At 70.7% G+C, this 24,875-nt stretch carries 25 protein-coding genes, 1 pseudogene and 1 CRISPR repeat array (1 of these 27 only partly in view); of the genes and pseudogenes, 20 read left to right on the top strand and 6 right to left on the bottom strand.

Annotation, left to right across the window (positions count from 1 at the left end):
- Positions 1-196: 196 nt before the first annotated feature.
- Positions 197-847 carry a PepSY domain-containing protein gene (locus ACZ6ZI_RS36415; protein WP_469528508.1) on the bottom strand — a complete coding sequence of 217 codons (651 nt, stop codon included), beginning with the start codon at positions 845-847 and terminating at the stop codon, positions 197-199.
- Here ACZ6ZI_RS36415 and ACZ6ZI_RS36410 point away from each other — a divergent pair.
- From ACZ6ZI_RS36410 to ACZ6ZI_RS36390, 5 genes are all read left to right on the top strand, one after another.
- Entirely contained in the window at positions 846-1,235 is a 390-nt protein-coding gene (locus ACZ6ZI_RS36410; protein ID WP_469528506.1) for a hypothetical protein, read from the top strand. The two genes, ACZ6ZI_RS36415 and ACZ6ZI_RS36410, sit on opposite strands and share 2 nt — an antisense overlap.
- Before the next feature lie 867 nt (positions 1,236-2,102).
- Complete coding sequence (locus tag ACZ6ZI_RS36405) at positions 2,103-2,375, top strand: hypothetical protein (RefSeq protein ID WP_469528505.1); 273 nt, start codon at positions 2,103-2,105, stop codon at positions 2,373-2,375.
- Positions 2,376-2,538: 163 nt separating this feature from the next.
- Positions 2,539-3,669, top strand: coding sequence for a helix-turn-helix domain-containing protein (locus ACZ6ZI_RS36400; protein ID WP_469528503.1), 1,131 nt, complete (start codon positions 2,539-2,541; stop codon positions 3,667-3,669).
- Positions 3,666-4,067: a hypothetical protein gene (locus ACZ6ZI_RS36395; RefSeq protein ID WP_469528502.1), complete on the top strand. Its 402-nt coding sequence runs from the start codon at positions 3,666-3,668 to the stop codon at positions 4,065-4,067. The genes ACZ6ZI_RS36400 and ACZ6ZI_RS36395 overlap by 4 nt, the downstream gene beginning before the upstream one ends.
- 178 nt (positions 4,068-4,245) lie before the next feature.
- On the top strand, positions 4,246-4,773 hold the full coding sequence (locus tag ACZ6ZI_RS36390) for a hypothetical protein (RefSeq protein WP_469528500.1): 528 nt from the start codon (positions 4,246-4,248) through the stop codon (positions 4,771-4,773).
- Positions 4,774-4,899: 126 nt separating this feature from the next.
- Here ACZ6ZI_RS36390 and ACZ6ZI_RS36385 read toward each other — a convergent pair whose 3' ends face one another.
- Positions 4,900-6,036: a Fic family protein gene (locus ACZ6ZI_RS36385; protein WP_469528499.1), complete on the bottom strand. Its 1,137-nt coding sequence runs from the start codon at positions 6,034-6,036 to the stop codon at positions 4,900-4,902.
- Between the two features lie 413 nt (positions 6,037-6,449).
- Between ACZ6ZI_RS36385 and ACZ6ZI_RS36380 the strand changes: the two genes are divergently transcribed.
- The gene (locus ACZ6ZI_RS36380; RefSeq protein ID WP_469528497.1) at positions 6,450-7,361 is read left to right on the top strand and encodes a hypothetical protein; all 912 of its coding nucleotides are present in this window, start codon (positions 6,450-6,452) and stop codon (positions 7,359-7,361) included.
- Positions 7,362-7,667: 306 nt separating this feature from the next.
- Here the strand turns inward: ACZ6ZI_RS36380 and ACZ6ZI_RS36375 are convergent, their stop codons facing one another.
- Both ACZ6ZI_RS36375 and ACZ6ZI_RS36370 read right to left on the bottom strand, forming a co-directional pair.
- The gene (locus tag ACZ6ZI_RS36375; protein WP_469528495.1) at positions 7,668-7,997 is read right to left on the bottom strand and encodes a hypothetical protein; all 330 of its coding nucleotides are present in this window, start codon (positions 7,995-7,997) and stop codon (positions 7,668-7,670) included.
- A 119-nt stretch (positions 7,998-8,116) separates the two neighbouring features.
- A pseudogene (locus tag ACZ6ZI_RS36370) lies at positions 8,117-8,613 on the bottom strand (DUF5131 family protein); the annotation flags it as partial.
- A gap of 206 nt (positions 8,614-8,819) precedes the next feature.
- Here ACZ6ZI_RS36370 and ACZ6ZI_RS36365 point away from each other — a divergent pair.
- On the top strand, positions 8,820-9,740 hold the full coding sequence (locus tag ACZ6ZI_RS36365; protein WP_469528493.1) for a hypothetical protein: 921 nt from the start codon (positions 8,820-8,822) through the stop codon (positions 9,738-9,740).
- Between the two features lie 88 nt (positions 9,741-9,828).
- Here the strand turns inward: ACZ6ZI_RS36365 and ACZ6ZI_RS36360 are convergent, their stop codons facing one another.
- Positions 9,829-10,236, bottom strand: coding sequence for a hypothetical protein (locus ACZ6ZI_RS36360; protein ID WP_469528491.1), 408 nt, complete (start codon positions 10,234-10,236; stop codon positions 9,829-9,831).
- Positions 10,237-11,046: 810 nt separating this feature from the next.
- On the opposite strand from ACZ6ZI_RS36360, the gene ACZ6ZI_RS36355 reads away from it, so the two are divergent.
- The 9 genes from ACZ6ZI_RS36355 to ACZ6ZI_RS36315 all read left to right on the top strand — a co-directional run bounded on the left by ACZ6ZI_RS36355 (position 11,047) and on the right by ACZ6ZI_RS36315 (position 17,437).
- Entirely contained in the window at positions 11,047-11,478 is a 432-nt protein-coding gene (locus tag ACZ6ZI_RS36355) for a hypothetical protein (protein WP_469528488.1), read from the top strand.
- 23 nt (positions 11,479-11,501) lie between these two features.
- Positions 11,502-11,864 carry a DUF6221 family protein gene (locus ACZ6ZI_RS36350; RefSeq protein ID WP_469528486.1) on the top strand — a complete coding sequence of 121 codons (363 nt, stop codon included), beginning with the start codon at positions 11,502-11,504 and terminating at the stop codon, positions 11,862-11,864.
- The gene (locus ACZ6ZI_RS36345) at positions 11,861-12,064 is read left to right on the top strand and encodes a hypothetical protein (RefSeq protein WP_469528484.1); all 204 of its coding nucleotides are present in this window, start codon (positions 11,861-11,863) and stop codon (positions 12,062-12,064) included. Before ACZ6ZI_RS36350 ends, ACZ6ZI_RS36345 begins: the two co-directional genes overlap by 4 nt.
- A 65-nt stretch (positions 12,065-12,129) precedes the next feature.
- Positions 12,130-12,690 (top strand): SUKH-4 family immunity protein, encoded by a 561-nt coding sequence (locus ACZ6ZI_RS36340; RefSeq protein ID WP_469528483.1) that lies wholly within the window; start codon positions 12,130-12,132, stop codon positions 12,688-12,690.
- A 79-nt stretch (positions 12,691-12,769) separates the two neighbouring features.
- On the top strand, positions 12,770-13,540 hold the full coding sequence (locus tag ACZ6ZI_RS36335; protein WP_469528480.1) for a transposase: 771 nt from the start codon (positions 12,770-12,772) through the stop codon (positions 13,538-13,540).
- 413 nt (positions 13,541-13,953) lie between these two features.
- The gene (locus ACZ6ZI_RS36330; RefSeq protein WP_469528477.1) at positions 13,954-15,231 is read left to right on the top strand and encodes an HNH endonuclease signature motif containing protein; all 1,278 of its coding nucleotides are present in this window, start codon (positions 13,954-13,956) and stop codon (positions 15,229-15,231) included.
- Positions 15,232-15,331: 100 nt separating this feature from the next.
- Positions 15,332-15,805: a hypothetical protein gene (locus ACZ6ZI_RS36325; protein ID WP_469528475.1), complete on the top strand. Its 474-nt coding sequence runs from the start codon at positions 15,332-15,334 to the stop codon at positions 15,803-15,805.
- Positions 15,806-15,813: 8 nt separating this feature from the next.
- Positions 15,814-16,623, top strand: coding sequence for a hypothetical protein (locus ACZ6ZI_RS36320; RefSeq protein WP_469528472.1), 810 nt, complete (start codon positions 15,814-15,816; stop codon positions 16,621-16,623).
- Between the two features lie 328 nt (positions 16,624-16,951).
- Entirely contained in the window at positions 16,952-17,437 is a 486-nt protein-coding gene (locus ACZ6ZI_RS36315; protein WP_469528471.1) for a hypothetical protein, read from the top strand.
- Between the two features lie 27 nt (positions 17,438-17,464).
- On the opposite strand, the gene ACZ6ZI_RS36310 is transcribed toward ACZ6ZI_RS36315, so the two are convergent.
- A complete protein-coding gene (locus ACZ6ZI_RS36310) occupies positions 17,465-18,826 on the bottom strand; it encodes a transcriptional regulator (protein ID WP_469528470.1) in 1,362 nt (453 codons plus the stop codon).
- A 210-nt stretch (positions 18,827-19,036) separates the two neighbouring features.
- Here ACZ6ZI_RS36310 and ACZ6ZI_RS36305 point away from each other — a divergent pair, with 210 nt between their 5' ends.
- The 4 genes from ACZ6ZI_RS36305 (at position 19,037) to ACZ6ZI_RS36290 (ending at position 23,510) form a co-directional block, all read left to right on the top strand.
- Positions 19,037-19,702, top strand: coding sequence for a hypothetical protein (locus ACZ6ZI_RS36305; protein ID WP_469528469.1), 666 nt, complete (start codon positions 19,037-19,039; stop codon positions 19,700-19,702).
- Complete coding sequence (locus ACZ6ZI_RS36300) at positions 19,699-21,195, top strand: ATP-grasp domain-containing protein (protein WP_469528466.1); 1,497 nt, start codon at positions 19,699-19,701, stop codon at positions 21,193-21,195. The genes ACZ6ZI_RS36305 and ACZ6ZI_RS36300 overlap by 4 nt, the downstream gene beginning before the upstream one ends.
- Complete coding sequence (locus tag ACZ6ZI_RS36295) at positions 21,192-22,886, top strand: hypothetical protein (RefSeq protein ID WP_469528464.1); 1,695 nt, start codon at positions 21,192-21,194, stop codon at positions 22,884-22,886. The genes ACZ6ZI_RS36300 and ACZ6ZI_RS36295 overlap by 4 nt, the downstream gene beginning before the upstream one ends.
- A 78-nt stretch (positions 22,887-22,964) precedes the next feature.
- Positions 22,965-23,510, top strand: a complete 546-nt coding sequence (locus ACZ6ZI_RS36290) for an NUDIX domain-containing protein (RefSeq protein ID WP_469528462.1) — start codon at positions 22,965-22,967, stop codon at positions 23,508-23,510.
- An 846-nt stretch (positions 23,511-24,356) separates the two neighbouring features.
- A CRISPR array of direct repeats spans positions 24,357-24,875; the repeat unit is 30 nt; unit sequence GTTGCGACCCCTCCCAGGGGCAATGAGGAC (it continues 311 nt past the right edge of the window).

Raw genomic sequence — 24,875 nt, 5'->3', positions numbered from 1 at the left:
TCACCCAGACGCCCGCCCCGTCAGACTGGCCCCCACGAGTTGGAGCCACCAAGGCCGGCCCGACACACCGAAGCACGTTCCTGAAACTCGACAACATCCCAGACCTACGCGGCCAGTCAGCGTTCCCAGGACTCGGCAACAAACGTTCCCGGTTCCCCCCTACGCAGCCAACCACGGCCCGGCCGCCTTGAGGGTGTCAGTCTCGGTCGATGTGCTCGCGTACGACGGTGCCCTTGGCGGTGTCGATGTCGTAGGTGGTCTTGTTCCAGTCCGGGGTGACGATGTCCACGGACCAGAGGTCGTCGTCGAGTTCCACGGCCGTGACGGTGCCGGACTTGCGGTCCGTGGCCGTCTTTACGGCCTGTTGGGCGGTGGTGGTCGCCGCCTTCAGCTCCTGGGCGACCTCGGCCTTGTCGTCGGCGTCCTGTCCGGGCTCGACCCGCGAACGCGTGACCTTGCCGGTCACGGCATCGACCTGGACGTCGTGGATGGTTCCGTCCTCGGCAGCCACCGTGACGTCCCACACCGGCAGGCGAGCGGCCGGGGCGGTGTTGGTGGCGGTGCCGCCGGCGGTCGTCAGTTCGATCTCCACGAGCCTGCCCTTCGGCACCTCGGCCACCGCGGTGTCGGCGGCCTTGTTCCACGCCACCTTGGCCAAAGGCACGAGCGTCATACGTTCACGCTGGTCCTCGGTGAGCCCGCCGCCGGTGGCGGTTGCCTGCGGGGATGTCGGTGCGGCCGGCGCCGCGGTCACCGGTGCCTTCTCGGCGCCACAGGCACCGGCGAGCAGGGTGGAGGAGACCGCGACGACCACGGCCAGAGCGCGGAGGCGGAGGAGAGTTGTCATGGCCGCCACCTTCCTCCCACCGCCCGCCCCGATGCCGGCGACCGCGCCGGGCTCCACCCGATCGGCAGCCATCGACACGTCCGAACAAGCCGGCGAGAGGGAGACGGTACCGCCAGCGCCGGCCGGAGGTTCGTCCGGCCAGCGCCGACTACACCGCATCCGGCTGGGGATCAAGATCGAGCCGTTCACCGACGCCGACGACGTCCGGACGGCCGAGTTCTGGAATCTGCCCCCTGACCCGCAGACCGGCAACTTCCTGTCCTTTGGGGACGCGCAGTGCATCGCGGTTGCCGAGCGCCTCGGTCTCATGATCGTGACCGGTGACGTGTACTGGGATCAGCTCTACAAGAGCGGCAAGATCAAGGTTCCTGTCTTCCTGTTCCGCTGACCTCGGTCAGCCTCGGAGCGCCCCGCCCCCGCACCTGGGGGCGGGGCGCTCCGCGTTTCCGGCCTCGCCCGAGGCGCCCGCCCGCACTGACCGGCACGTGCGACGAGGGCAGCGACGAACTACAGGCGATGATCTCGGCGCAGAAGTGCTCCGAAGCCAGGGAGCTTCTCCCGCTCCCGACCGGCCATCCGGACGGTTCGCCGACGGTCGGAACGGCAGATCAGTACGTCCGGGAGTCGCGTATTTCGTGGGCGTCTGACGTGGCTGAGTGAGCGTGGAGTTCTCCCCTCCAGCGTTCGACCGGGTGGTCTCCGCCGGCCGGGTCGACGGTTCGGATGCTGTTCGTGCCGGCGAGTCGTCGGGTGGTGTCGGGGAGTCTGCTTCTCGGTTTGGGGCGCGGTCGTGACGTGGTGGGGGAGAGGGCGTGCGCTCCGGTTCTCGCGCGGTGGCGTGGGGGTGGCTGGGCATGGCGTTGGTCACTCGCCGGGGGCGCTTTGGGGAGAGGCGGGCGCCACGGACGATGCCTTTTCGGGCCGCGGAGTGCCACGATTCGTGACAAGTGCCGCGCAGATTGTCTTTCTGATGAATGATCGGATCGCGTCCGGTCGAACGTGAAAGTAAACGCGCATCCAAGCGAACGGCCGAGACGTGTGGGGTGAACAGAGGTTTGCGTGCCCGTCTGGGCGCATGCGGCCATAACCCTCTGTGCGCGTGGCGCTGCACAGTGCTCGGGAGCTATCGTCCCGCTCACCGGTATATGCCGGAACGGCAAGTGCCCTGGCGACGGGCGTCCAATCCACAGCCAGGGCACTTGTTCAACCGTGCGATTCGATCGCGCTCCACACGTATGTCCCGAAGGAGCACTTCGTGCTGAACAACCGCAATCGCCGCCAACGCCCTTTACGGGCGCCGGAATCAGGTGCCGACGGTATCATGGCCCCTTTTACATCCAGGGAAACTTGCACGGCCGATGACTTGGCGGTCACGGCGAACGGGGCGCTGTTCATCGCGCTGCCCGTCTTGCCGATCGTGCTCATCGCGGAGGTCTTCGACCCCTCGGTTCTGGTGGCTTTGGCCATGGCTATTTCGGTGACCGCGGCGGGCAGTCGGCTCGCCTACAAGCGGGTTCGTCACTTCTGAGATTCGCCACCCCCCAGGCCGCCGCCCGACCACCCGGCCGGCGGCCTATGCCAGACCGTCATGCCCGACCCCGTCGCCGGGCGGGGATTTTCCCTGCCCGGCGGCCACACGGGACCACAACCGCCGGCAAATTCCCAGACGCTTTCCCCCGAAAGGGGCACCCATGACCCCCGCCCCCAGGCAGCAGTTCCGCAAGTGCGCCCACTGCGGCCTCGCCTACTCGGTCCCCATCGGACCCGGCCGGCCCCGCAACCACTGCTCCGACAAATGCCGCTACGCCTCGAGGACCGCCGGCCCACCGGATCACAGCCGCCAGGACCAAGACCTCCACGCCGCCTCCCACGACCTCCAACTGGAGATCACCCGCCTGATCTCACAGCAGCTCACCGACCCGCCCACGGGGCAGGTCCTGCGTCACCTGTTCACCCTCGAAGCTCTGGTCGAAGACGCCAAAGCCGCCGCCGTGGCCCGCGGCCGCGCCCGCGGCGAGTCCTGGAAGGACATGGTCGACGGCACCGACTACACCGCCGACCACCTCCGCAAAAGATGGACACCCGACCGCGTCGACCGACGCCTGACCCGCGCTCGGAAAGCACGCGCCGCCCGCACGACCCCCGGCATTCCCGCCCCACCCGTCCCCGGCACCGCACCACCCGACGAGGACAACACCGACGACGCTCACGAGCCGCTCCCCCTACTGCCGACCCAGACGCCCCGTCAGCAGCTCGCCACCGCGATGTCCTTCCTCCAACGCAAAACCGCGCGCTCCATCAAGGAGTGCGCCCTCGACATGGGGATCTCGCCCTCGCACCTGTCGCGGCTGCTGGCGGGCAGCCGCGGGCCGTCCTGGGACGTCGTGCGACAGTTCGTCGCCGTCTGCCACGCCGACCAGGCAGCCCTGCGCGTCCTGTGGGAGAACGCCCAACGTCCCCCCAGCCACCTGCCCGCCCCGCCTCCCACCGACCCCGCCGCCGCCGCACGACAACTCCATACCTGCCTCAAGAGCCTGTACCTCGCGGCAGACAGCCCCGATCTGTGGACCATCCAGAACAGGATCCCCGGCGCGGGTCGACGTCCGACCATCGGAGAAATCGCCCGCACCCTCAACGGCGGCCACATCCCCGACTGGGAAACCACCACCCGCGTCATCCACGCCCTACGAGGCCGCCCCGCGGAACTCCGAGCCCTGTGGCACGCGGCCCAGCCACCACCCGCACCGGACGACATCACCTCGGATCAGGACGAAGAGGCTCCCCCGACACCCCACCCCTCACCCCAGGACCCGACCTTATGAACGACCACCGCCGGCTGGCCACCCAGCGCCTGGCCTTCGAAGCGTTCCAAAGCCTCCAGCGACCCCACTACACCACCTACGCCCGCGCCCACCTGGGCCCCCACGAAGCCGAACACGCCGTGACGGAGGCCTTCGCCTCCATCCTCACCGCATGGGAAGAAATCATCACCGAACCGTCACCCACACACCGCGCCTGGGAACACCTGCGCGCCGAGGTTCACCAACGCATCAACACCACCCCACCACCCGCTCCGCCCCCCGACCACGAGGCCATCCGCACACTCGCCGCCCTCGGCTACAGCCTCCAGGACCGCGCCGCCCTTACCGGGCTGTCCCCCGGGCACATTCGCTTCCTCGAACGCACCCTCCCCCCTGCCCACAACCACGGCCCGGGATAGACCAGTCAGAGCATCAGGGCCGAGCGCACCGCCCGCTCGACTCAAGAACGGACGACCGTACGCCCGCCGGTACACCGGCCATCGACTCGGCGGGCTGCGACGAGGGCGTTCCGCAGACGAGGAGCCCGGTCTTGCCGATTCCGGCCCGGCCGCGCGGCCCGGTGGGCAGGATGGCGTGATGAGCGAACTCACCCACGTGCCCGTCATGGAACTCCTTCGCGCCTCGCTCGATCCGGCGAGCCACCGCACAGACGTCGTCTCGAAACTGGACCTTCCGACCGGGCGCCTGATCGCGTCCGCAGCGCACGCGGACGCCGACGACCAGGGAGCCGACCGGCTGACCAACCTCGCCGCCGGTCTCGCCCTCGCGGCGCTCGGCCTCAGCGCGGAGCTCGCTTCCCGAGGAGACAAGACGCTCGACGAGTTCCTCGACGGCCTGAAGCGGGCCAGTGACGACGAGGTGGGCGCGCTGGTGGTCGAAACGATCCGCGGCATGCTCCATGACCAGGGCGTGGAGATCATGGGGCGCACCCTCGCGCAGGACCAGGCCCGCTTCCTCGACCTCCTGCTCGCCCTGACCTCCTACTGCGGCACCAGCATCCTCGCGCTGCAGGCCGACGGAACCCCGGCCGAGACCACCCTCACCGACCTGGAAGACGCCCTACGGGACGCAGGCGACGAAGCGGAGCCCGCCGCCACCTCCTGACCACGGGGCCCCGACGCCGGCCGCCGGCGGCGCGGTCGCTTGGTCGGCTCGTCGCCGGCGCCAGCGGAGGCCTCGCGCGACGGGCCCTTTCGCCCCCGGGCGTCGCCCCAACGCCGGCCCCCCCCTTTACCCGTAGGGGTTGAGGATGCGGTGTGGGCGGCGGGCAATCGCGAGAACGTTCTGCGGGAACTGCGGACCCACGACGTAGTGGCGGCCCTTGGTCTGCCCCACCGCGGTAAGCACGCCGGCCTTGGTCAGAGCCTGCAGGTCACGGGTCGCCTGCTGGGTGTTGATCGCTTCCTGCCGTTCGTAACGCGATCGCCGCACCCGGCCCACCATGGCCACCTCGTGGAGAGCGGTGACCTGCCGCTCGCTGATCCCGTGCCCCTCGGCGTGCTCCATCAGCTCGATCCAGACCTGGTTCGAACGGTCGACCCGGTGCCGCACCCGCTGCGCCTGCTCGTGGTACGCGCGCAGGTTGAACTTGATCCAGGGCAGAGTGTCGCGCTCCGGGGAGTACACCGGCCCGCCGACCTCCCGCAGCACCTTGTAGTACTCCCACGTGTTCCCGGGCATCCCGAGCCATTCCTCGATGGAGGAGAACTCGGGTGCCAGAACGCCCCCGCGGGCGATCAGCAGAGTCTGAACAGACCGGGACATGCGGCCGTTCCCGTCGGACCACGGGTGGATCTTCACCAGGTTCAGGTGCGCCATCGCGGCCCTGATCAGAACGTGCGCCTCGCTGTCGCCGTCGTTGAGCCAATCCACCAGCTCGGCCATCAGGCCCGGTACGAGCTCGTGGTCGGGACCGTCGTAGTCCGTGGCGAGCTCGTCCCCCGGAGCGGTGATCCGGATCGAGGTCTTGCGCCACTGCCCCGCCGTGCGCAGCGGGTGGTGGTGGCCTTGGAGCATCCAGTGCAGCGCGTTCAACAGTTCCTTGTTGTAGCGGAAGTCGCCCACGTCATGGAGGGACTGGATGTACGTCATCGCCTGCTGATACGCGAGCGTCTCCGCCTTGTTCTCGTCGCTGGCGTCGACCTCGCGCTCGCCGTCCATCAGGTCCGCGACGTCCTTCGCGTCCACCTGATAGCCCTCGATCGTGTTCGACGCCGCGATCGCACTCGCGGTCAGCGCCTTCCTGAGGTCCAGGGTCCACTTCATCGGCGCCTGTTGCACCGCGTCACGCAGCCGCTCACGCAGGCCATCGACCTCTTCCAGGACCCTGCGATCGGCGGTGTCGAGTGCGGGAGTCTCATACAGCATGAGTCAATGATACCAGCCAACTATCATTCCCTTCGGGATCGTCGCTGGCAGGAAGTCGGCGCCACGAACACGCCAGTCGGCCACGGCCAGGCGACGGCCGCGGGCGGGGGCGGCGGCCGGCATGCCCTCCACCGGTCGCATCGAGTACACCTCGGAGGCGGGCGGCCGTGCTGGCAAGGCGAAGCGCGGAGGCGTCGTACCAACGACGCCGAGCTCGCTGGCCCCGCACAGGAGGGATTGCCCTCCGTTAATCCTGTTCGTCGGCCATAGAAGGACCGGAAAACGTCGTGTCGGCTGAACTGCTTATGGGGAGATACGGGCGGTCCATTAACTGAAAGTAATCCGGGAGTCACGTGAAGTGGAAACAGGCGTTCGATGAGGCGATGGGGGAACTCAAGGAGGCACGTAAGCAATTGGAGCGCCTGGATGACCCCACGGTGGGGCTGTCGGCGCTGCACGGCGAGCTCACTCAGGCCCGAATGAAGATCCAGGAGGTCGTCCAGAACGGCGTCACCGGGCTCCGCGAGGAGAACCGGGAGCTGCGTCGCCGCCAGGACAAGATGATCACCGATCTGCAGGAGAACCGGGAGGAAGTGCGGGAGGAGATACAGCAGCTGCGCGACCTCGCCGGCATTCTGCGTGACCTCGCCACAATTGCAGCTCCGGCCGCCATCGAGGCACCCATGCCCGAAGGCGAAACTGAGTTCCGGCCCGCACAGGACGACGACGTGGAATCCGCCGATCCGTCAGCACAGCAGGCAGCGACCAGCCACGAAGACCAGGGGGAGTACATGGAGCGCACCGCCGGCCAGGAACCGCAGACGGCCACGGGGAGCGAGCCGGCGGAGGAGGCCGGTCTGAAGAACGCGATCGAGGCCGCCTACCGCGGCACGGCCACCAGCGCCGTACCCACGTCCGCCACTACCGTACAGCGCCCCCAGCCTGAGGACGCGAAGGTCGCGCACGGGGTCCTTCTGCTGAAGGCGGCCGGCGTGGCCTCCGCCGAGCTGGTCCTGCACCGCGACACCTGGGAGTTCCTCTCCGCCCTGGCCGTCGACCACGGCCACTTCCGTACCCCGCCGGCAGTGGAAGACGTCAAGGAGGGCCGCATCCAGGCCGCCCTTTCGGGGCGCTCGCTCATTGCCGTCCTGATCGAGCTCTGGAACACCCGCACCACCGCCACCGTCCTGGAGGCCGACTGGGCGCTGGCCACGACCGCCTACAACCGGATCGCGGCCGAACTGGCCGATACCACCGGCTCCGGGGAGACCATCCGCATCACCTTGGACGACGGACTCGGCCACACCGGTATCGACGAGCGCTGAGAACGTCCGCGGGGAGGTCCGCGCTTAGCGCGGGCCCCCCGACTGCGGGAGCCACTGGACAGACAGCCGCACCGCCTGCCTCCAGCCGCAGCGGCAAGCCAACGCTCCCACACTGGGCACGGTCTTCATGCGATGCGGTCCAGGAGCTCGGACGCGGCTGGGGTGGCCTGGCGCGAAGGTGGGCGAGTCGGCTTCCCAGCGCGTGCCCGAGCCAGGGCGCGGGCCTCCGAGGTTCTCCTGGACTGCTCCCGTTCCGCCTGCTCGCGGAGGCGTTAGGCCTCCGCGAGCAGGCGGGCGAAGGCGCTCTCAGGCTCGCGGATTCGGGTGCGGATCTACTCGCGCGGCTTGGGCGATCCGCGCGTCCAAACGGCCGCCGCTGGGCAATGGCCTCCAGGTAGCCCGCAGGCTGCCCGTAGGGCTCCGTCCGAGGCTGAACCGGATCCCGGTGCGGGCCCGTGGCCGTACCCAGAGGTGTGTCGGCCGCGCGGGGCGGCGGGGGCGGTGCCGGGCGGCGGGATGCGAATCGTGCGGACGGCGGTGGCGGAGCCCATCCAGGCGCAGGCCGTCGAGCGGACCGAGCAGCGGTTCGCAGGACAGGAACCGCACGGCGGCTGGCACCTGCCGCAGGTCGTCCACGCGCGCCGGCTCCTTCGCTGTCTCCACCGACACGCCAATCCACACGTTGGCTGGCCGAGCCGGTCGGCGACCTGCCGCAAGCGGCGGGTTTGCTTGGTCAGCACCCGGTAGGTGTGCTCAGGAGTGTCGGCCATGACCTCGAAGACACGGCGCACGAAATCGAGCGGGACGCGGGCATGGAAGAGGTCCGACATGGAGCGGTCCGCGGGCTCATCCAGCCGTACGGGATGTCCAGAGCGTCGAGGTGGACTGTGAGGTCGAAGCCCGGCCCGGAGGTTCTCGGATCGCCGTCGTTCTGGTACTTGGCCGCGCCCATCGCCTTGAGCCTCTTCGCCAGCGTCAGGGCGTAGCAGTTGTCGCACGCCGACGAGACGCGATCACATCCGGTCGTTGGATTCCAGGTTGCCTCAGTCCACTCAATGAAACTCCGGTCAGCCACTGGTTCGCCTCCATCTCGCCGCGCCTGTTCCGGCACCCCTGGCCCATCAGCGGCACAGCTATCCGAACGGGCATCGCCATACAACCATCCCTGAGCCACCTCATTCCCCCGGAACGGCGGGGGCCGTTGGCCAGGCGCCAGCGTCAAATGGCATGCTCCCTCACCCGATGGGGGCATCCTTCGCCGTGGCGCCTTGATTCCGTTGGCGCCCCGCGGATTTCATCTGCGCGGGCTCGTGAACGCCCGGCCGCGCGATGGAAGACGCCCCCGCACCCTTTCGCCGAGGACCGGCCAGAAGCATCACCACCCGTACGACACCTGCTGACCCGCCTCACCAAAGCGCTCACCGCCGGGGGCCGGTGTGGCGCGGAACAGCGACCACGATGCCTCAGGCCACCCTGGCCCTCGCCCAAGACCGCCGCCGCTGCACCGGCGAGTCCCACCAAGCCCTCCAAGCACTGCTCACGGACACCGACCAGCCGCTCACCATCCCGGCGGCCCGTCACCCGGAGCAGGCCCAGTTGGAGGCCGCGGTCTTCCTCGCCTGCTGCAAGATCGGCAGCCTCTCCGAGCACCCCCTGGGCATCGTCCAGGTGCGTCCGGAAGAAGACCAGCTCACTCTGCGTCTGCTCGACGAGCCGTACGTCGTTCACCACTGGGCCGAGTTCCTCCTGCCCCACCTGTCCGGCGAGGAGAGCGACCACCCGCAGGACCGCGTCTTGGGGGTGGCCGGCCTCCGCTACCGCCGCGAAAGCGGCGGCATCAGCCTCTACCGCCCCGGCGCGCCAGCCCCCATCTTGCTCACCGGCTTCAACCCGCGCTGGTGGGAACGGATCTCCGACCGGCTCACCACTGACTACGGCCTGCTCCAACAAGAGCCGGACTGGACACCCACGGAGCGAACCGCGTACACCGCAGCCGTGAACTCCCCCTTCGAACCGCCGTCGCTCTTCTCACCCCTGCTGCGCCGCATCCGGGCGACAGCCGGCCCCGGCCCGTTCACCGGCACCGATGCCTGGCACGCGGTCGGCGGATCCTTCCGGCTGGAGACCACCGACGGGCCGCCATGCCCCGAACTCGTTAGGCTCCTCGGCGACGGCCCCACCGGATTGGGCTGGAAAGTCGACCACAAGAGCTGCACCTGCCTGTGCGACCACACCCACTCCGGCATGAGCTGCACCATCGACTTCCTCGAACCCACCACGGGCCAGTTCGTCTACTACTCCAACCTCAAGCGGAACCGCACCCACAGCAACCGCCGCAGCCAAACCGTCACCGACCTGAATCGGCTGGCCTTCGCCTGATCCGCCAGGTCAGCACCCGGCGATCAAAGCCACGCGCCGGCCGCCGTTTCCATTGGAAACGGCGACCGCGCCATTCGCTGCCAGATCCTCAGGCGAGGGCGTCGCCAAGCAGTCGGCGCGGGGCGCCGTCCAGGTGCTGGTGGAGCAGTTGGGCGCGGGAGCGCACCAGGCCGGTCCGGTAGGCGGGCGGCAGCCGGTCGTAGACGGCGGCTGCCATTGCGGCGGCCGCGCCCGGGTCCCCGTCGACCCGTAGGCACGCGGCGGTGTCCATGGCGATCAGGGCGCGGGTCATCACCGACGGCGAAGTCGTCAGGGCCAGGGCGTCGTCCTGCGCCCGGTACGCGGCGCGGGTGTCGCCCAGCAGCGTATACGCCTGGGAGAGGTGCACCACGTGCTTCTGGGCCGGGTACCCGAACCAGGTGTCCGCAGACTCCGGGCCGTCCAACTGCTCAGCCAGCGTGCGGACGTCGTCGACCGCCCGGCGGGCGCCGGGCAAGTCGCCGAAGGCGGCCAGGGCTCGGGCGTTGACGGCGGCCGCCAGCGCGGCCGCGCCGGACGGTCGGCGGCCTCCCGGCCCGCCTGCGCCGCAATACGGGCTGCCTGCCCGGGAGCGCCGTAGTTCAGGCCGACCATGGCGTGACGGCCGAGCACCCAGGCAGTCATCCGCCGGTCCCCGGATTCGCGGGCGGCCTTCGCCGCGGTGGCGAACCAGCGGTGCGCGTCGGCCTGGTCGCCGCGGTCGCGCTGGACGATCGCCACCAGGCCGGAGATCCCGGCGGCCGTTCGCGCCAGGTCCCCACGCATCTCGCCCAGGACCGTGTCGGGCGCCCGCCTGTCGTAGCTGCCCCAGTGTGCCGTTCGAAGGCGCCCTCTAAGGGCTGTCCCGTAAGTGATCTTCAGGAAGCGGGGCTCGGTTCAGGCTCGTCGAACGCTCTGCCTGCCAGCTGCGCTGCCTCACTCTCGGGTGGGGAAGTCAGGATGGTTCGGCGAGGTCCAGGAGCGCGCATTCCGCGGCGGGGCCGCCGGCCCGGACCTCGGCGCCGCCCGCCTTCCAGAGTCGGTCGAGGATCTCCCAAGACCAGTCGGCGAGCACCGGTGGTCCGCCGACCGGGAGCCGACTTGGTTGCGGGCCCTGACTGCTGCCCTGCCGGTCCGGGTGAGCTTCGCCCGGAGGGCCCGGCTCCGGCAGTCGGCATCGATGACGACCTGGTGGTTGGTATCGGCCGCACTCGCACGGGCCTGGCCTGATCGAACACGAGGAGGTTCCCTGCGGAGTACCGGTGTTCGTCGACCGCTCGGCGATGGGATGGCCGTCCTGCTCCACACGGGCAAGGTGCGGGTGGAAACCGTCGGCGAGGACGGCCGAGGCCGCCGTCCGCGATGGCTGATGTCCGAGCAGCTGCACGAATCTCCCTTCACCGCCTTCGGCAAGCCCCGCACAACCGGCTACGTCCGGCTCCTCCCCGGCCAGCTCGCTCCCGCCCCGCGCATCGGCAGCGACATCTCGTTGCGGAATTCCAATCCGGAGCCCGGCGAGGCCTGCGCGGCCACGCTGCGCCTGGCCCTGGACGACACGGCCCGCCAGCTCCGGGAGATGGGCCTGTCTCTGGGCAAGCCGGCCACCTGGGAGTCCACGGAGTCCGCGACCGATTGGGCACACCGGGCGGGGCAGCTCTTCCAGACCCTGTCCCTTCTGGCCGCGCGGATCGAGCCGTACGCTGACGACGTTGCCCGGTAGGGACCGAAGGGACCGTCCATACGATGACGTACGTCGACCCGGCGTCCACCCATACGTGGATCGCACTTCTACGAGGCCGAGTTGAGGCGGAGCGGGAGGTCGCCCAGGCGGCAGCCGGCGGCTGGTGGGAGCAGGACGGGCCCGCCGTCCAGGTCGACGGCCGCACGGCGGTTCGCGTCCTGACCGGACACGGTGGCCCGACCGACCACGACGTGGCCGAGTACCTGGCCCTCCACCAGCCGGCGCGGGCCCTCCACGACCTGGCGATGAAGGACCGGCTCCTGGACCTGTGCGAACAGAAGGGCGACCGACTTGACCGCGCCCTCTTCGATGTCGTCATGGACCTGTTCTCCGAGGCCCCAGGGCCCGCATCGGAGCAGTTGTGAGCAGCGAGGAGATCGTTGAGGCGGAGCTGGTTCACGACGAACACCTGCCCGCAGAATCGGTGGCGCCGGCGCCGCGGTATCTGGTCGACCAGCACGCCATGCTGGGGCCCGGCGAGATGCCACGGCTCGCCGACGCCGAGTCGGACCGCCCCGGTTGGACGGACGCGGATCTCCGCCTAAGGGCTGTCCCGCAAACGTGATGCCGCCTCGGCCTCAGGTCGGCTCGATAGGGTCAGGGCCGCAGCCGACGGAAGAGGATCGTTCGATGGCGACGTATGACCAGTTGACCGAATGGGCCGGTCCGGAGCATGTCACGCGAGCCGGACGGGACATTGTCGCCGGCTGGCGGATCCCGGAGTTCATGAAGACGCAGCTCGTCGAGGTGGGCATCCCGGTGGCTCCGCGCCTCATCGAGCGGGTCGTGATGCAAAGCGAGGCCGACCCAGTCCTCCACACGTCCCAGGGTCAGCTCTACCGCCTCACGGAGGACACAGACCCCCATAGAACGGCTGAGCGATCATGGTTCGGCGTTGAGCCGGAGTCCGGAACGGTCTATTTCGTCATGCCGGATGGGGAGGCATGGTTCGCCAACTCGGGTGTCGACGTGTGGCTCAACGTGCTTCACCACTACGGCAGCCGCGTAGCCGCCTCAGAGCTTCTCAGCGAGCCGGACGGCCCCGAGGAGTACCTCTCCGAAGACGAGGAAGAGCGGGCCTTCGCCGAGCTGAACCGGCTGGCAGAGGAGCTGAAGGAGATCGACCCGGCAGCCTTCAACGGCTACGAGGGGTTTCTCTGGCCAGCGCACCTGGACCGCTGGCTCTACTGACCTCGGTCGGCAGATCCAGGGCCCGCAGGTCTGGACCCGTGCGGGAAGCCAGGCCGCCCACGACTGAGATGATCAGCATGTGGGGGCTGTGATCACGGCGTCGGAGCCGTCATGGATAGCGCCGTACTCCGGGCTCACTCCGAAGCAGTTCGGCAAACTGATCACCGTTCTGCGACGCGGAGAACCGTCCCTTGCATGCCGGGGTCGTCCGTGGAGTCTGCCGCTGGAAGACCGGGTGTTGCTGGTTGCCGCGTACTGGCGGACGAACCTGACCTTGCGACAGTTGGCTCCCTTGTTCGGGGTCTCGAAGTCGGCCGCGGGTCGGATCGTGAGCCAGCTCGGGCCGTTGCTCGCGCTGCGGCAGCGGAGCCGCTTCCGCAGAGACACGGTGCTGATCGTGGACGGCACCCTGGTACCGACACGGGACCACAGCGTGGCGGAGCAGTCCAAGAACTACCGCTACTCGACCAACCACCAGGTCGTCATCGACGCCGACTCACGCCTTGTCGTCTCCGTCGGCCGACCGCTGCCCGGCAACCGCAACGACTGCAAGGCATGGGAACTATCCGGAGCTAAGAACTCGGTCGGCAACACCACCGTCATCGCCGACGGTGGCTACCGCGGCACCGGTCTGATCATCCCGCACCGCCGAGAACCCGGCCAAACCGAGCTACCGGCCTGGAAGGAAGCCCACAACACCTCCCACCGCAAAGTCCGCGCCCGAGTCGAGCACACCCTTGCCCGCATGAAGACCTGGAAGATCCTCCACGACTGCCGCCTGAAGGGCGACGGCGTCCACCACGCCATGCTCGGCATCGCCCGCCTACACAACCTCACCCTGACCGGATAGCGGATCTACGCCAACGACCGATGAGGAGCACGTCCGAGATCACTTGCGGGACAGCCCTTAGGTAGGCGAGACCCCGGCGACGTTCAGTCCGGTGTCGATGCCCTCGCGGGCCCTGCACAAGGCCGGGCGGCAACGACGCCTCAGCCCGACCTCTGGACTACGCCACCCCAACACCTGCCTGACACGGCATCATCACGGGGCGCAGCAGCATGCCCTGCCGCGCCCCGTCCACTCGTCTACCGCCCCTGGGGAGCAGTCTGTGAGCTGTCCGTGCCTGATATCCCGACTTCTTGGTTCTGGCCTGCTGGTGGGTGCTCGTGGCTAAGCGGAAGAAGGCGCCGGAGCCCGACGTCCACCGTGTGCGGCGGCCACCATCGGGTGCCGACTACTTCACGGGGGAACACCTACGGGCGATGGGCTGGCAGCAGGCTCCGATCGACGCTCTCGTGCACGATGGGGTGTCCGGTGACGGTTCCCTGGTCTACCATCGGGCGCAGATCCTCGCCGTCCTCGACGACCCGTCCCTAGGGCCCCGCGTCGGGATCTACCGGCATGCCGGCTTCTTCCGCAGCCACCAGGCCCGGGTACGGATCGTCAAGCTCACGGAGCAGGCCGCCGCCAAGATCCGCCTCCTCAAGGTCAAACCAGCGGCCCCGGCACGGAAGAAGACTCCCCGTGCCCCCATGGTCCGTTCCGGCCAGGACCTGTTGCTGCGGTCCGGTGTGGGCGAGCCCGGCAAGCAGTGGGTGACCGCCGCGCAGCTGTACGCCGCGCGCTGGTCCAAGGCCGCGGTCAACACCCTGATACCGGAGAACGTCAGCCGCCCCAACGGCAACGACTGGGAAGTTCTCTACCACCAGGCGCAGATAGACGCCGTCCGGAACACCCCCAGCCTCGAAGAGCACATTGGGCGGGAGGACGCCGCGTTCTGGCGGGACCGCACCATCCGCAGCCAGGTGCGGGCCCTGCAACACCGCTCCCGTCACGACGCCCAGGACAACGCCGACTCCGTTGACACCTTCGTGCGGTCGCGGCGCACGACCCGGGCCGAGCAGGCCCGCGTGGAATCGATCCTGGCTGCCCCGCGGACCGTACCGGCGCAGCCGCCTGCTTCGGCGCGACGACCGGCAGCGTCGGCCCGGCAGGTGAAGAAGACACCGAGTGTGCACGGCGCGTACCCGCCGGACCTGGGCCCGGACCCCCGCATCCGCGGGACCGCCCCTGCCGCAGGCCTCCCGCCCCAGAAGACTCCGGGCGAGGCCCGCTTGCCAACACCCCGGAAGCAGACGGTCACGCAGGCCGAACGCGCCCGTCAGTACCGGCGACTCGTCGAGACCGCCCAGCAACAGCTGGCCAAGCACAGGGGCCAGCGCCGCAGCAGCAGCGACGAGCCGGTACGCATCGCTGCCGCCCGGCGCGCGGTGATCATGCGGAGTGAGGGCCTGTGCGAGAACCCTCGCTGCCCGAACCCCGACATGGGTGACGTCAACGACCAGGGTGGCCCGCTCCTCGATGTCGACCACATCGGCGGCCTGGCAGCCACCGGGGACGACGAGGCGGTGGACATGATCGCGCTCTGCCCGAACTGTCACCGGATCAAAGGCCTTGGCCAATCCCGGCACGAGCTGATCCCGATCCTCCGGGAGACCGCCCGCCGCCGGCATGCCGACCTGTTTTCCCAGAGCACCTGACCGCCGGGAGCCTGATGTCCGAGGCGCCCGGTACTGTCGAAGGCAGTGGACGAAGGGGCAGGGGTGGCCGGAGGCCCCGGCGACCGGCCACCACCTCCTGGTGTGGCTGGCCGGACAGCTCCTCCACTCCCCCACCCTGCGCGCGAACCTGCCCACCGTGGCCGGCCCCGCCGACCGCGCCGCCTACGCCGAGCAGCTGCGCAAGGAGGTCGCCGAGGCGCTCCACGACCACGTGGTCGCCGAGTTCGCCGACTCCATGGATGCCCGCGATCCCGGCCGCCCGGCACCCTCCCTGCCGCACATCGGCGACGTCCCCGCCGACCCGCAGCTGGTCTTGGCCCTCACCACCGCCCGGGCTGCGCTGGAGGAAGCCGACGAGGCCGTCGTACTGCGTGCCGCCGGACACGAATGGAAGCTCCACCCCTCCGTCCGCCCCGCGCTGGAGGCCCTGGCATCCGGCGCCCGCCTCTCCTTCGGGGGTATGGCCGAGCGCCCCGGCCTGACCGTGGAACAGGTCGCGGTCCTCGCCACGGAGCTGGTATCCAAGGATGCGGCCGCCGTCTCCCACAGGTAGGACCAGCCATGTTCGAGGCCCCCGCCCCCGCCAGCGTCGACCGGATGCTGGCCGCCCAGCGGCACGCCGCCGACCAGTTCGGCCTGCGTGCCACCGGCCGACGGGTGTGGGGGTACCGGGGCCGAACCGTGTCGGCGGCCGCCGGCCCCCACTGGCTCCGCCTGGTCTGCGCCGAGACCGGTACCGAGGGCGGGACGCTGTGGGACGGCCCTTCCGCCTCCCGCACCCTGCCCGCCTCGGTGCCGCGCCCCGGCCTGTTCCGCATCCGGGACTGGACCACCGACACGCACGCCTACCGGGCCGAGCTGTACGCCTTCGCCCCGGACCCGATCATCTTCCCGCGCCCCGTCCTCGACGCAGACCCCGGCCTGCCCGAGACGTGGTGGAAGGAGATGACCGCCGCCCTGGACGCCCTCGCCGACGTCCCGCCGCCCGCGGACCGCGAAGCCGTACGCGAGGAGTACCTCCGCCGCGTCATCCCCCAGTTCACCGGCCACCAGGCCGGCACCCGCATCACCTGGAGCACCGCCCACGGCGACCTCCACTACGGCAACATCACCCGCGGCCCGCACATCCTGGACTGGGAAGGCTGGGGCCGCGCCCCGTACGGCTACGACGCCGCCACCCTGTACCTGTACGCCCTGCTCGTCCCCGCCACCGCCGCCCACATCCGAACCGAGCTCGCCCCAATCCTGGACCGGCCAGAGGCCCGCACCGGTCTGTTGACCGTGGCCGCCCAGATCCTCCAGGCCCAAGACCGCACCGACTTCTACGCCGAGCTCGCCGGCCCCGTACGCGAGCACCTTCCCCACCTGTAGAAGAGCTGCTGCGCACCGCCGCCGCTCCCAATGGAAACGGCCTCTGGCGCCGTGGGGGAGGGGACGGGCGTCGACACCACCTCACACAGGGGAGGACACATGCAGCAGAGTGCTGCAACGTGGTTGATCGAGATCGCACTCGTCATCGGCGTCTTCGGACCCGACGCGGTCCGATGCGGCCAGCGGCTCCTGACTGCGGCACCCCCACCTGCCGACCAAGGAGCAGGCCGGCCGTGCCTCGGCGGCCGAGGGCGTACTGCGGCTTGTCGACCAGGCGCACTGGGCCGAGGGCTGGCTCCACCAGCTCACCGGACGTGGAGCCCGGCCGGTGCGCGCCGAGGACCTGGAGAACTTCTCGTTCCTGCTGGAGGAGGCCCTCGTAAAGTGGGCCGAGGGTGCCGCGGAGGGGGTGGCGGCGAACCGGGCGAACGGCTACCCGGCCCCCACGACCGCTGAGATCACCCGCAGCCTCACCCGGGCCGTGATCTCCATGACCGACGACGAGGTGTTCGAGCCGGTCGCCCGCTACCTGCGGACCTACCGTGAGCTGCGGCTTCCGGTGGTGCCGGACGGCAAGGGCCGCTACGGACGTCTCGATGTGGTGATCTGGATGCCCAGCACCATCCCGGACATCGTCGTGGAGATCGACTCGGCCCCGAACCCGTCCTCGGCGCAGAAGCTCGCTTTCGCCCGGGACGCCGGCGCCTTCCCGATGTGGGTCCGCTTCGGTTCCGGGAGCATCGAGGAGATCGACGGCGTGAAGGTGCTCGACTTCCGCGACGTGGTCAGCGCCGTGCGGGACGCCGGGGCGTAATAGCCCCGCCCGGGTGCCGTTGGGTGCTCAGGCCGCGTAGTCGAGGAAGTCGGCCACGGCGCGGATGTGCCGGTGACCGGTGAGCTGGCCGCGGAGTTCGGCGAGGGTGGCGGTGGTGCGGGCGGAGTCGACGCCGCCCATGGCGGTGATGACCTGGTGGCCGACGTCGAGGGCGGCGTCGACGTCGCCGAGGGCGAGGTGGGCTTCGGCCTGGCGGGCCTGATAGATGACGGTGCCGCGCGTCTCGCGTTCGGTGTTGTACGGGTCGGCGTGGGTACGGGCTGCGTCGAAGTTCTCCAGGGCGCGGTGGTGCTCGCCCAGGGTGAGGGCGGAGCTGGCGGCGACCTGGTGGAGTTCGCCGTGGTTGATCCAGTACATCGACGCGAGGTCCGCCTCGGGGACGTCGGCCCGGCTGTAGGCGTCGAAGGCGGCGTCGACCTGCCGCCAGGCCGGGGTGGGCTGTCCGGCCTTGGAGTGGGCGCGGGCGGCTCGGGCGTGGAGCATGGCCACAACCCGCGGGGAGGAGATCTTGTGCCGGTCGGCGAGCGCGCCGTCGATGAGGTGGAGGGCTCCGTGCGGGTCGTTGGCGTTGTAGCGGAGGTTGGCCCAGAAGGCGAGGGTGACCGCGCCGAGGGTGGGGTCCTTCGCAGAGGCGGAGGCGCGCAGGGAGGCGATGAAGTGGCGTTCGGCGGCAGCGTGCCGGCCGGCGTCGTACGCGCACCATCCGGCGAGCCGGGAGGCTTCCGCCCCGGCGGCGAACAGGCGCTGGCCGGTGGTCTCGGTGTAGGAGGCGTTCTTGAGCAGGCCGGTGATGAGGCGGATCTCCAGGACGGCGGCGTCGTAGACCTCGTCGGCGCCGACGGTGTCGTCGAGGTGGCGCAGGGCATCGAGGCGGGTGTCGAACAGGCCGACGGCCTCGGCGCCGACCTGGCGGCCCGGGCCGGTGACGGCAAGGGCTGGTTCGGCGGTGATCCACTGCGCGACGGCAGCGGCCAGTGTGCTGGTGGAAGCAATCAGAAAGCCGCGCCGGTCCACGGGACCTCCCACGTCCGTCAGTGATGTGACCGTACCCGCCACCGTCCACGGCGACTCCAGAACAGCCTTGTCGTCATCGAGGGCCAACAGCAGGAAGCCCGGCCAGCCGTAGCGGTCGACGTCGGCGAAGCCGATGCCGTGGAGGCTGGCGATGGCCAACAGCGCGGTCCGCTCGGGGGTGACGCCCTCGCGTGTCCACCGGGTGGCCTTCTCCTTGCGGTGGGCCATCGCGCCGAAGCCGAGGGCCTGGTGACGGTCGGCCACCCGCTTGAGGTAGGCGGCCGCGGTCAGCCCGTGCCGGGCCATCACCGTGGTCAGCGGATGGGTGTGCCGTACGGCGGTAGCGGTGATCACGGGCGCTCGACCTCCCCCAAACAGATCCCCCGAGTCTGAGCCCCTCGTGGCCGGTGAGGAAGAGCGCGTCGGGGGTGAGGCAACGGGGAGCAACCGGGGGCAACCCGCGGCAACACCCGGCGCCTTCCCGGCCGGGGCCATGCGGCCCGAACGTGGCAGGGCCCGCCGCAAGAAGGGCTGGCGACCCCACCGGATTCTCGGAGGTACGTGATGCGCGTCCTCATCGACGGCCTGGACCTGTCCGGCAAGACCACCCTCACCGCCGCCCTCGCGGCCGAACTCGAAGCCCGCGGCCGCACCGTGGTCGAGCACCGCGGCTTCCTCGCGGAGCGCCACCCCACGCGCCGGCTGCTGAAGAAGCTGCCGCTCGTACGACAGCCCGACAGCATGCTGGTCACCACCGCCTACCTGACTGCCGGCTACGTGCTGGACTCCCTGCTCGTGCGGGCCGCCCGGCCCGAGCCCGCGGGCACCGTCCTGATCCAGGACGGGTACGTGGACCGCACCGTCGCCTTCGGCATGGCCGGCGGCCCCTACCTCGCGGCCGTCCTCGCGCTGCGCTGGCCCCGCATCTTCGCCCCGTTCGACGTCGCCATCTACCTCCACGCCCCCGCCGACGCCCGCCGCACCCGGCTCGGCGTACGGGAGAAGCCGGACGCCGTCGACATCCGCGGGGTCGAGGACGCCGAGTTCGCCGCCACCTTCACGGCGATGCTCACCCGTGGCATGGGCCGCCGCCATCACAAGCTCCTCGTCTTCGACACCTCCACCCACAGCCCGAATGAGATGGCCATCGCCATCGCCGACACCCTCCTCGACACCACCCCGGCCACGGCAACGGCGCTGGTGGTCGGAGGCCTGGATCGTGCGGCGTGACCGCCTGGATGGCGCCGGTCGACACCGGGCTCACCGAGGCGGCCGGCACCGCGCTGGCCCGGGCGCTGGACGGCAGGCCGCTGGTGTCCGCCGAGCGGTTCTGCTCCTCCCTGCGCGCCCTGTACGCCGGGCCCGGGCCGATCACGCAGGCCCGTCCCGGCCTCGCGATCGGCTGCTACCCCGGCTGGGAGCCGGCCGCGCCCGGCGCCGTCCTGGCCGCCGAGAACCGTACGGGACGTCGCGGGCCCGCCGAGCGGCACGCCTGGATGGAGGCGGTGGACACGGACGCGGCCCGGTGGCTCGCCGGGCTTCCGAAACCGCCGGTGATCGCCGCCTGGTACGCCACCGGCCGCCTGCGCCGCTGGGCCGGTCCCGGTGGCACGGTCGCCGCGATCGACGGTCGGCTGCGGGCCGTCATCGAGGACAAGGCCGCCTTCGACACGCTGCTCCAAGCGGCGGGAGTGCCACAGCGGATGCGGATCCCGTGCGTACGGGTCGAAGAGAAGCTGCCCACCCTCGCCGCGCTGCGGCGGCTGGTGGGATCGCAGCGGCTGGTGGTGCAGGCCGGGGCGGACTCCGGCGGCCGGGGCACCGTCTTCGTCGACGGCGAAGCCGACCTTCAGCGGGCGGCGGCCATGTCCGGCCCGTACAAGGTCGCCGCGTTCATCACCGGCTGGTCGTCGAACACCACGCTCCTGTCCGTCCCCACCGCGTCGGGCGGGGTCGCGGTGTACGTCGACCGCCCGTCGCACAAGGCGGTCGGGGTCGAGGCGGCGGGGATCGGGCCGGGCAAGAGCGCCGGGAACGACTGGTCGCGCCCCTGGCCCGAGGAGGCGTCGGCCGAGCTGGTGGACGCGGCCGTCCGAATCGGCCAGCGTCTGTGGGCCGATCACCGGATGGCGGGGCTGTTCGGGCTCGACGCGATTCTCACGGCCGAGGGCCGGGTGCTGTTCAACGAGATCAACTGCCGCAACCAGGGCACCACCGAGGTCTCCGCGGTCAACCAGCAGCTCCGCGGCCTGCCGCCATTCCTCACCGCCCACCTCACCGTGCTGCTCGGCGGCAGGCCCGACTGGCTTCCGGACGCCGACGGCTTCAACCAAGCCACCATCCGCGCGGCCGCACGGGGTGGGCCCGGGCCGTACTACCTCAAGCTCCGCCACCGCGGCACCGGTCCGGTCCGCCTGGCGGGGCTGCGCGGCCCCGGCGTCTACCGCCCCGAGGACGGACGCCTGGTGTGGCTGCGGCCCGGCGCTCACCCGGCGTGCGCGAACGCCGACCTCGGCGAAGTGGTCCTGGCCAACCTGCCCGCAAACCACGTGGTGTGCCTGCCTGGCGCCGAACTCGGCACCGCCGAAGCCCTCACCACCGGCCCCGGCACCCCCTTCGCCGCCCCGCATCAGCTGTCCGCCTTCGGCGACTCCGTCCTCGACGCACTCGCCGCCCACCTCACCCCCGTCCGATCCGACTCCCGCGAGGTGACACCGTCATGACCACCACCACACCCGCCACGATCACGACCGTGGTGCCCGGACTGCTGGAACAGCTGCGGGCGCTGCCCGACGAGGCGTTCACGCGCGTCCAGTACATCGCGCCGCAGGTCGGCTGCTTCAACAGGTGCGCCATGTGCTCCCAGTTCGCTGGCCGCGACACCTGGGGCCTCACCCGCGAGGGGCTGACCGGCCTGTTCACGGCGCTCGGGCAGGTCGCCGCCGAACGGATCCTGGCCGTCGCCTCCGGCCGGATCCACCGCCCCGGTGTCGTCTTCCCGTACCTGGACAACGACATCGGCTCCTACCCGCACCTCGACCACTACGCCGAGCTCGCCCGCGACGTGCTGAAGGTGAAACTGCGGATCTCCACCGTCGGCTACTCCTCCCACTCCACCCACCTGGCCGCGATGCACGAGCGCCTGGTCGCCGAGCACACCGGGTCCTTCGACGGGGTGCGCTTCTCCATCACCCCCTACACCCTCGGACTCACCGGCCGCTCCGGCACCGACCGCGAGGCGTACGTCGAGGACCTCGCCGCCGGCCTGCTCACGTACCGGCCGCTGCTCGACGCGCTCGGGCACGGAGCGGCGACGGCCGCGTGCGAGCTCCGCTTCGCCCCGCTCGTCGGCATCGGCGAGCTGACCGACACCCGCATCGACGGCCACCACGTCCTCGCGACCGTCCCCCACCTGCTCATCTCCCGCCACCGAAGCGGCGGCGAGCTTCCGGAGACGGTGATCGAGCGCCTGGACGAGCGGACCCAGCCGGTCTACTCTCGCCCCGGCGCCCCCTACCTGCACATCACCGCCGATCAGGCCGAGCCGACCACGGCGACCGTACGGGCCGCGCTCACCGGCACCCTCGACGTTCCGCACCGGGCCCACGAGGTGCGGCTGCACCGCTTCACCAACGCCGACGGCCCGTACTGGGCGGCCGACCCCGACTTCCACCCCGACGGCACCTTCACCGCCCTGCACCTCTACCCGGCCACGTCCGTCCGTCCGAACTCCGGCTACACCGACGCCACCCGCCCCTTCCTCAACGCCCTCCTCGCCCACAAGCGGGCCCGCGGCCTCGCCCGCCGCGACGAGTTCGAGCACGCCACCGGCACGGACGTCACGGCGGTCCTCGACGCGCTCGCCGCCCAGGCCGAAGAGCTGGAGCCGGTCGACGCCGCAGCCGCCGCCCACCTGCGCGAGCAGATCCACCCCCAGGTCTCCGCGTACGCGGCCGCGCTGGAGAAGGCCGGCTACCCGCCGCACCTGTTCTTCTCCCGCGCCTTCACCATCGACACCGGCCAGATCGTTAACCAGGGCCGCGCCGAGAACCTGTTCCGTGGCCTGACCGGCACCAACGGCGAGCCGATGACCCCGCGCGAGGAGCGCGGCTTCGGCCAGGCGAGCCTGTCCACCGTCCGCGGACCGATCTGGCGGATCACCCCGCTGCCCCTCACCCCGGCCGGGCGCCTGCCCATCGCGGTCGCCGGGAAGAAGAACCAGGCCACCAGCGCCCCGAGCCTGCTCGTCGAGGAACTCGACCCCTGCCACCTCTCCCCGGTCATGCGGACCACCGGCTGCCACCTGCGCCGGCACGTGCTGACCCTGCCGGACGGCTTCATCGAGCACACCAGCATGGCGCAGGGCCGCGCCGCATTCGCGCTACCCGGCCTGCCCGGCCTGCCCGCCGCCTGAACAACCGGCGCCGGGCGGGCGGGTGAAAGAGGGGCCAAGCCCGCCCGGGCCGCCGGGGCGGCCACGATACTGGCCGCCATGACCAGCACACCCGAAACCCCCGCCGCGGCCCCGTTCTCCCGGATCAAGATCCGGACCGGGGCCCTGGTGTTCTGCGGCGACGACGTCGCCCTCATCCGCCGCGACCGCGCCGGGTCCACCCACTACACCCCGCCCGGCGGCAACGTCGAACACGGCGAAGACCTCGACGCCGCCCTCGCCCGCGAACTCGCCGAGGAGCTCGACCTCGACGTCGACCAGGCCGAGGGCGGCGACCTGATGTGGGTCGTCGACCAGCGCGTCACTCGCCCCGGCCCCACCCCGCCGCCGCGCAAGCTCCACCTGATCTACCGCCTCCACATCGCCCCCGAACTGCGCGCCACCCTCGCCGAGACCGAACTGGACGAACTGCCCGACGGCAGCCACGAGACCGGCGTCATCGAGTGGATCGACTACCGCAAGACCGCCGAACTGCCGATCTTCCCGCCCATCGGCCCGGCCCTCGCAGCCCTGCCCGATCCCCGCGCCGCCGTCACCGACGCCGCCCTCGAAGCCGTCACCGACGAGAACTACACCTGGGTCTGATCACCGACCCCGGCCGTAGAGGAAGGGAGACCGTCCGCGTCCCACCACGCGTCACCGACGAGGCCGATGAACGCGTCTTCGCCCCGCTGTCCGGCCGCTCCCTGATCGCCCTGCTGATCAGCCTGCACACCGTCACCAGCTCCGCCCCGGACGGCAGCGGCGACCATGAGCTCGCCGCCACGCTCCACGACCGGATCAAGCAGCGTCTGACCCGCCTTGGCCCCGGCGAGGGCGAGCGCGTCACCATCGCCCTCGACGACCGCGTCACCCCCGAACCGGACGACGACAGCGACGACCAGGACGGCGAGACCGGCGGGACCGGGACACCAAGCGGCTGGGGAGCGTAGAAGAAGCAGGTGGGGCGGCGCAGGGCCCGCGCCCATCGGCACACGGCACCGGGCAGCAGCGGAACGCACGGCGGGCCTTCTCGCGCCTCAGGAAGCCGCGCGCTGCGCGGGCTACTCGCTTGACCTGCTTGGCCTTCCAGGGCATCGACGACCGATGGATCTCGGCCGCCAGCGTCCCTCAGGAGAACCTGGAGGCCGCCAAGGCGTACTACGCGGACCACTGGACGCTGTGCGCGCCCCGGGCCGCAACGGCGCTGGACCGCTCCGCCGCCGTCTCGCGCGCCTCGTGCGGATCTCCTACTGGGCGTTCCGTGCCGACCGCTGCGAGGGCTACCGCCGATACGCGTGTACGCAACTCGGGTCGGATGCCGACGCCGAGCACAACGCCTTCGACTCCATTCTGGTTCCTAGCCCGGCCTGCCGGACGTGACGTTGCGACCCCTCCCCAGGGGCAGTAAGGACGCGACCCCTCCTCCGTCACCACCCGGGACCCGCACCGTTGGCGACCCCTCCCAGGGGCAATGAGGACCATCTCGGCCACGGTCGCGCGCAGGCCCGGCATCATGTTGCGACCCCTCCCCGGGGCAATGAGGACCGGTGGGTGGGCGCGGACGTTCGGGAGGCTGATGTGTTGCGACCCCTCCCAGGGGCAATGAGGACCGGCACCATCGGGCGGGCTCGGTGATCGGGCTGATACCGTTGCGACCCCTCCCAGGGGCAATGAGGACCGTCTGGCGGCGCTCCGCGAATCCGCGGTGGCGTCCTGGTTGCGACCCCTCCCAGGGGCAATGAGGACCCTCTACATGAAGACGGCTCAGGTGATGGTGGAGAAGTTGCGACCCCTCCCAGGGGCAATGAGGACGAGCCGGCCGGCGGGTGTGCGTCCCGACCCGGTCAAGTTGCGACCCCTCCCAGGGGCAATGAGGACCGGAGACCCTCGGCGAAGCCGGCGGCCTCTACCTGACGTTGCGACCCCTCCCAGGGGCAATGAGGACACGTAGACCGTGAAGGCGACGAG

The organism is Streptomyces sp. NPDC103540, from assembly GCF_055584445.1.
Note: the sequence above shows the minus strand (reverse complement) of the source record. Positions and strands in the feature narration are given on the sequence as shown.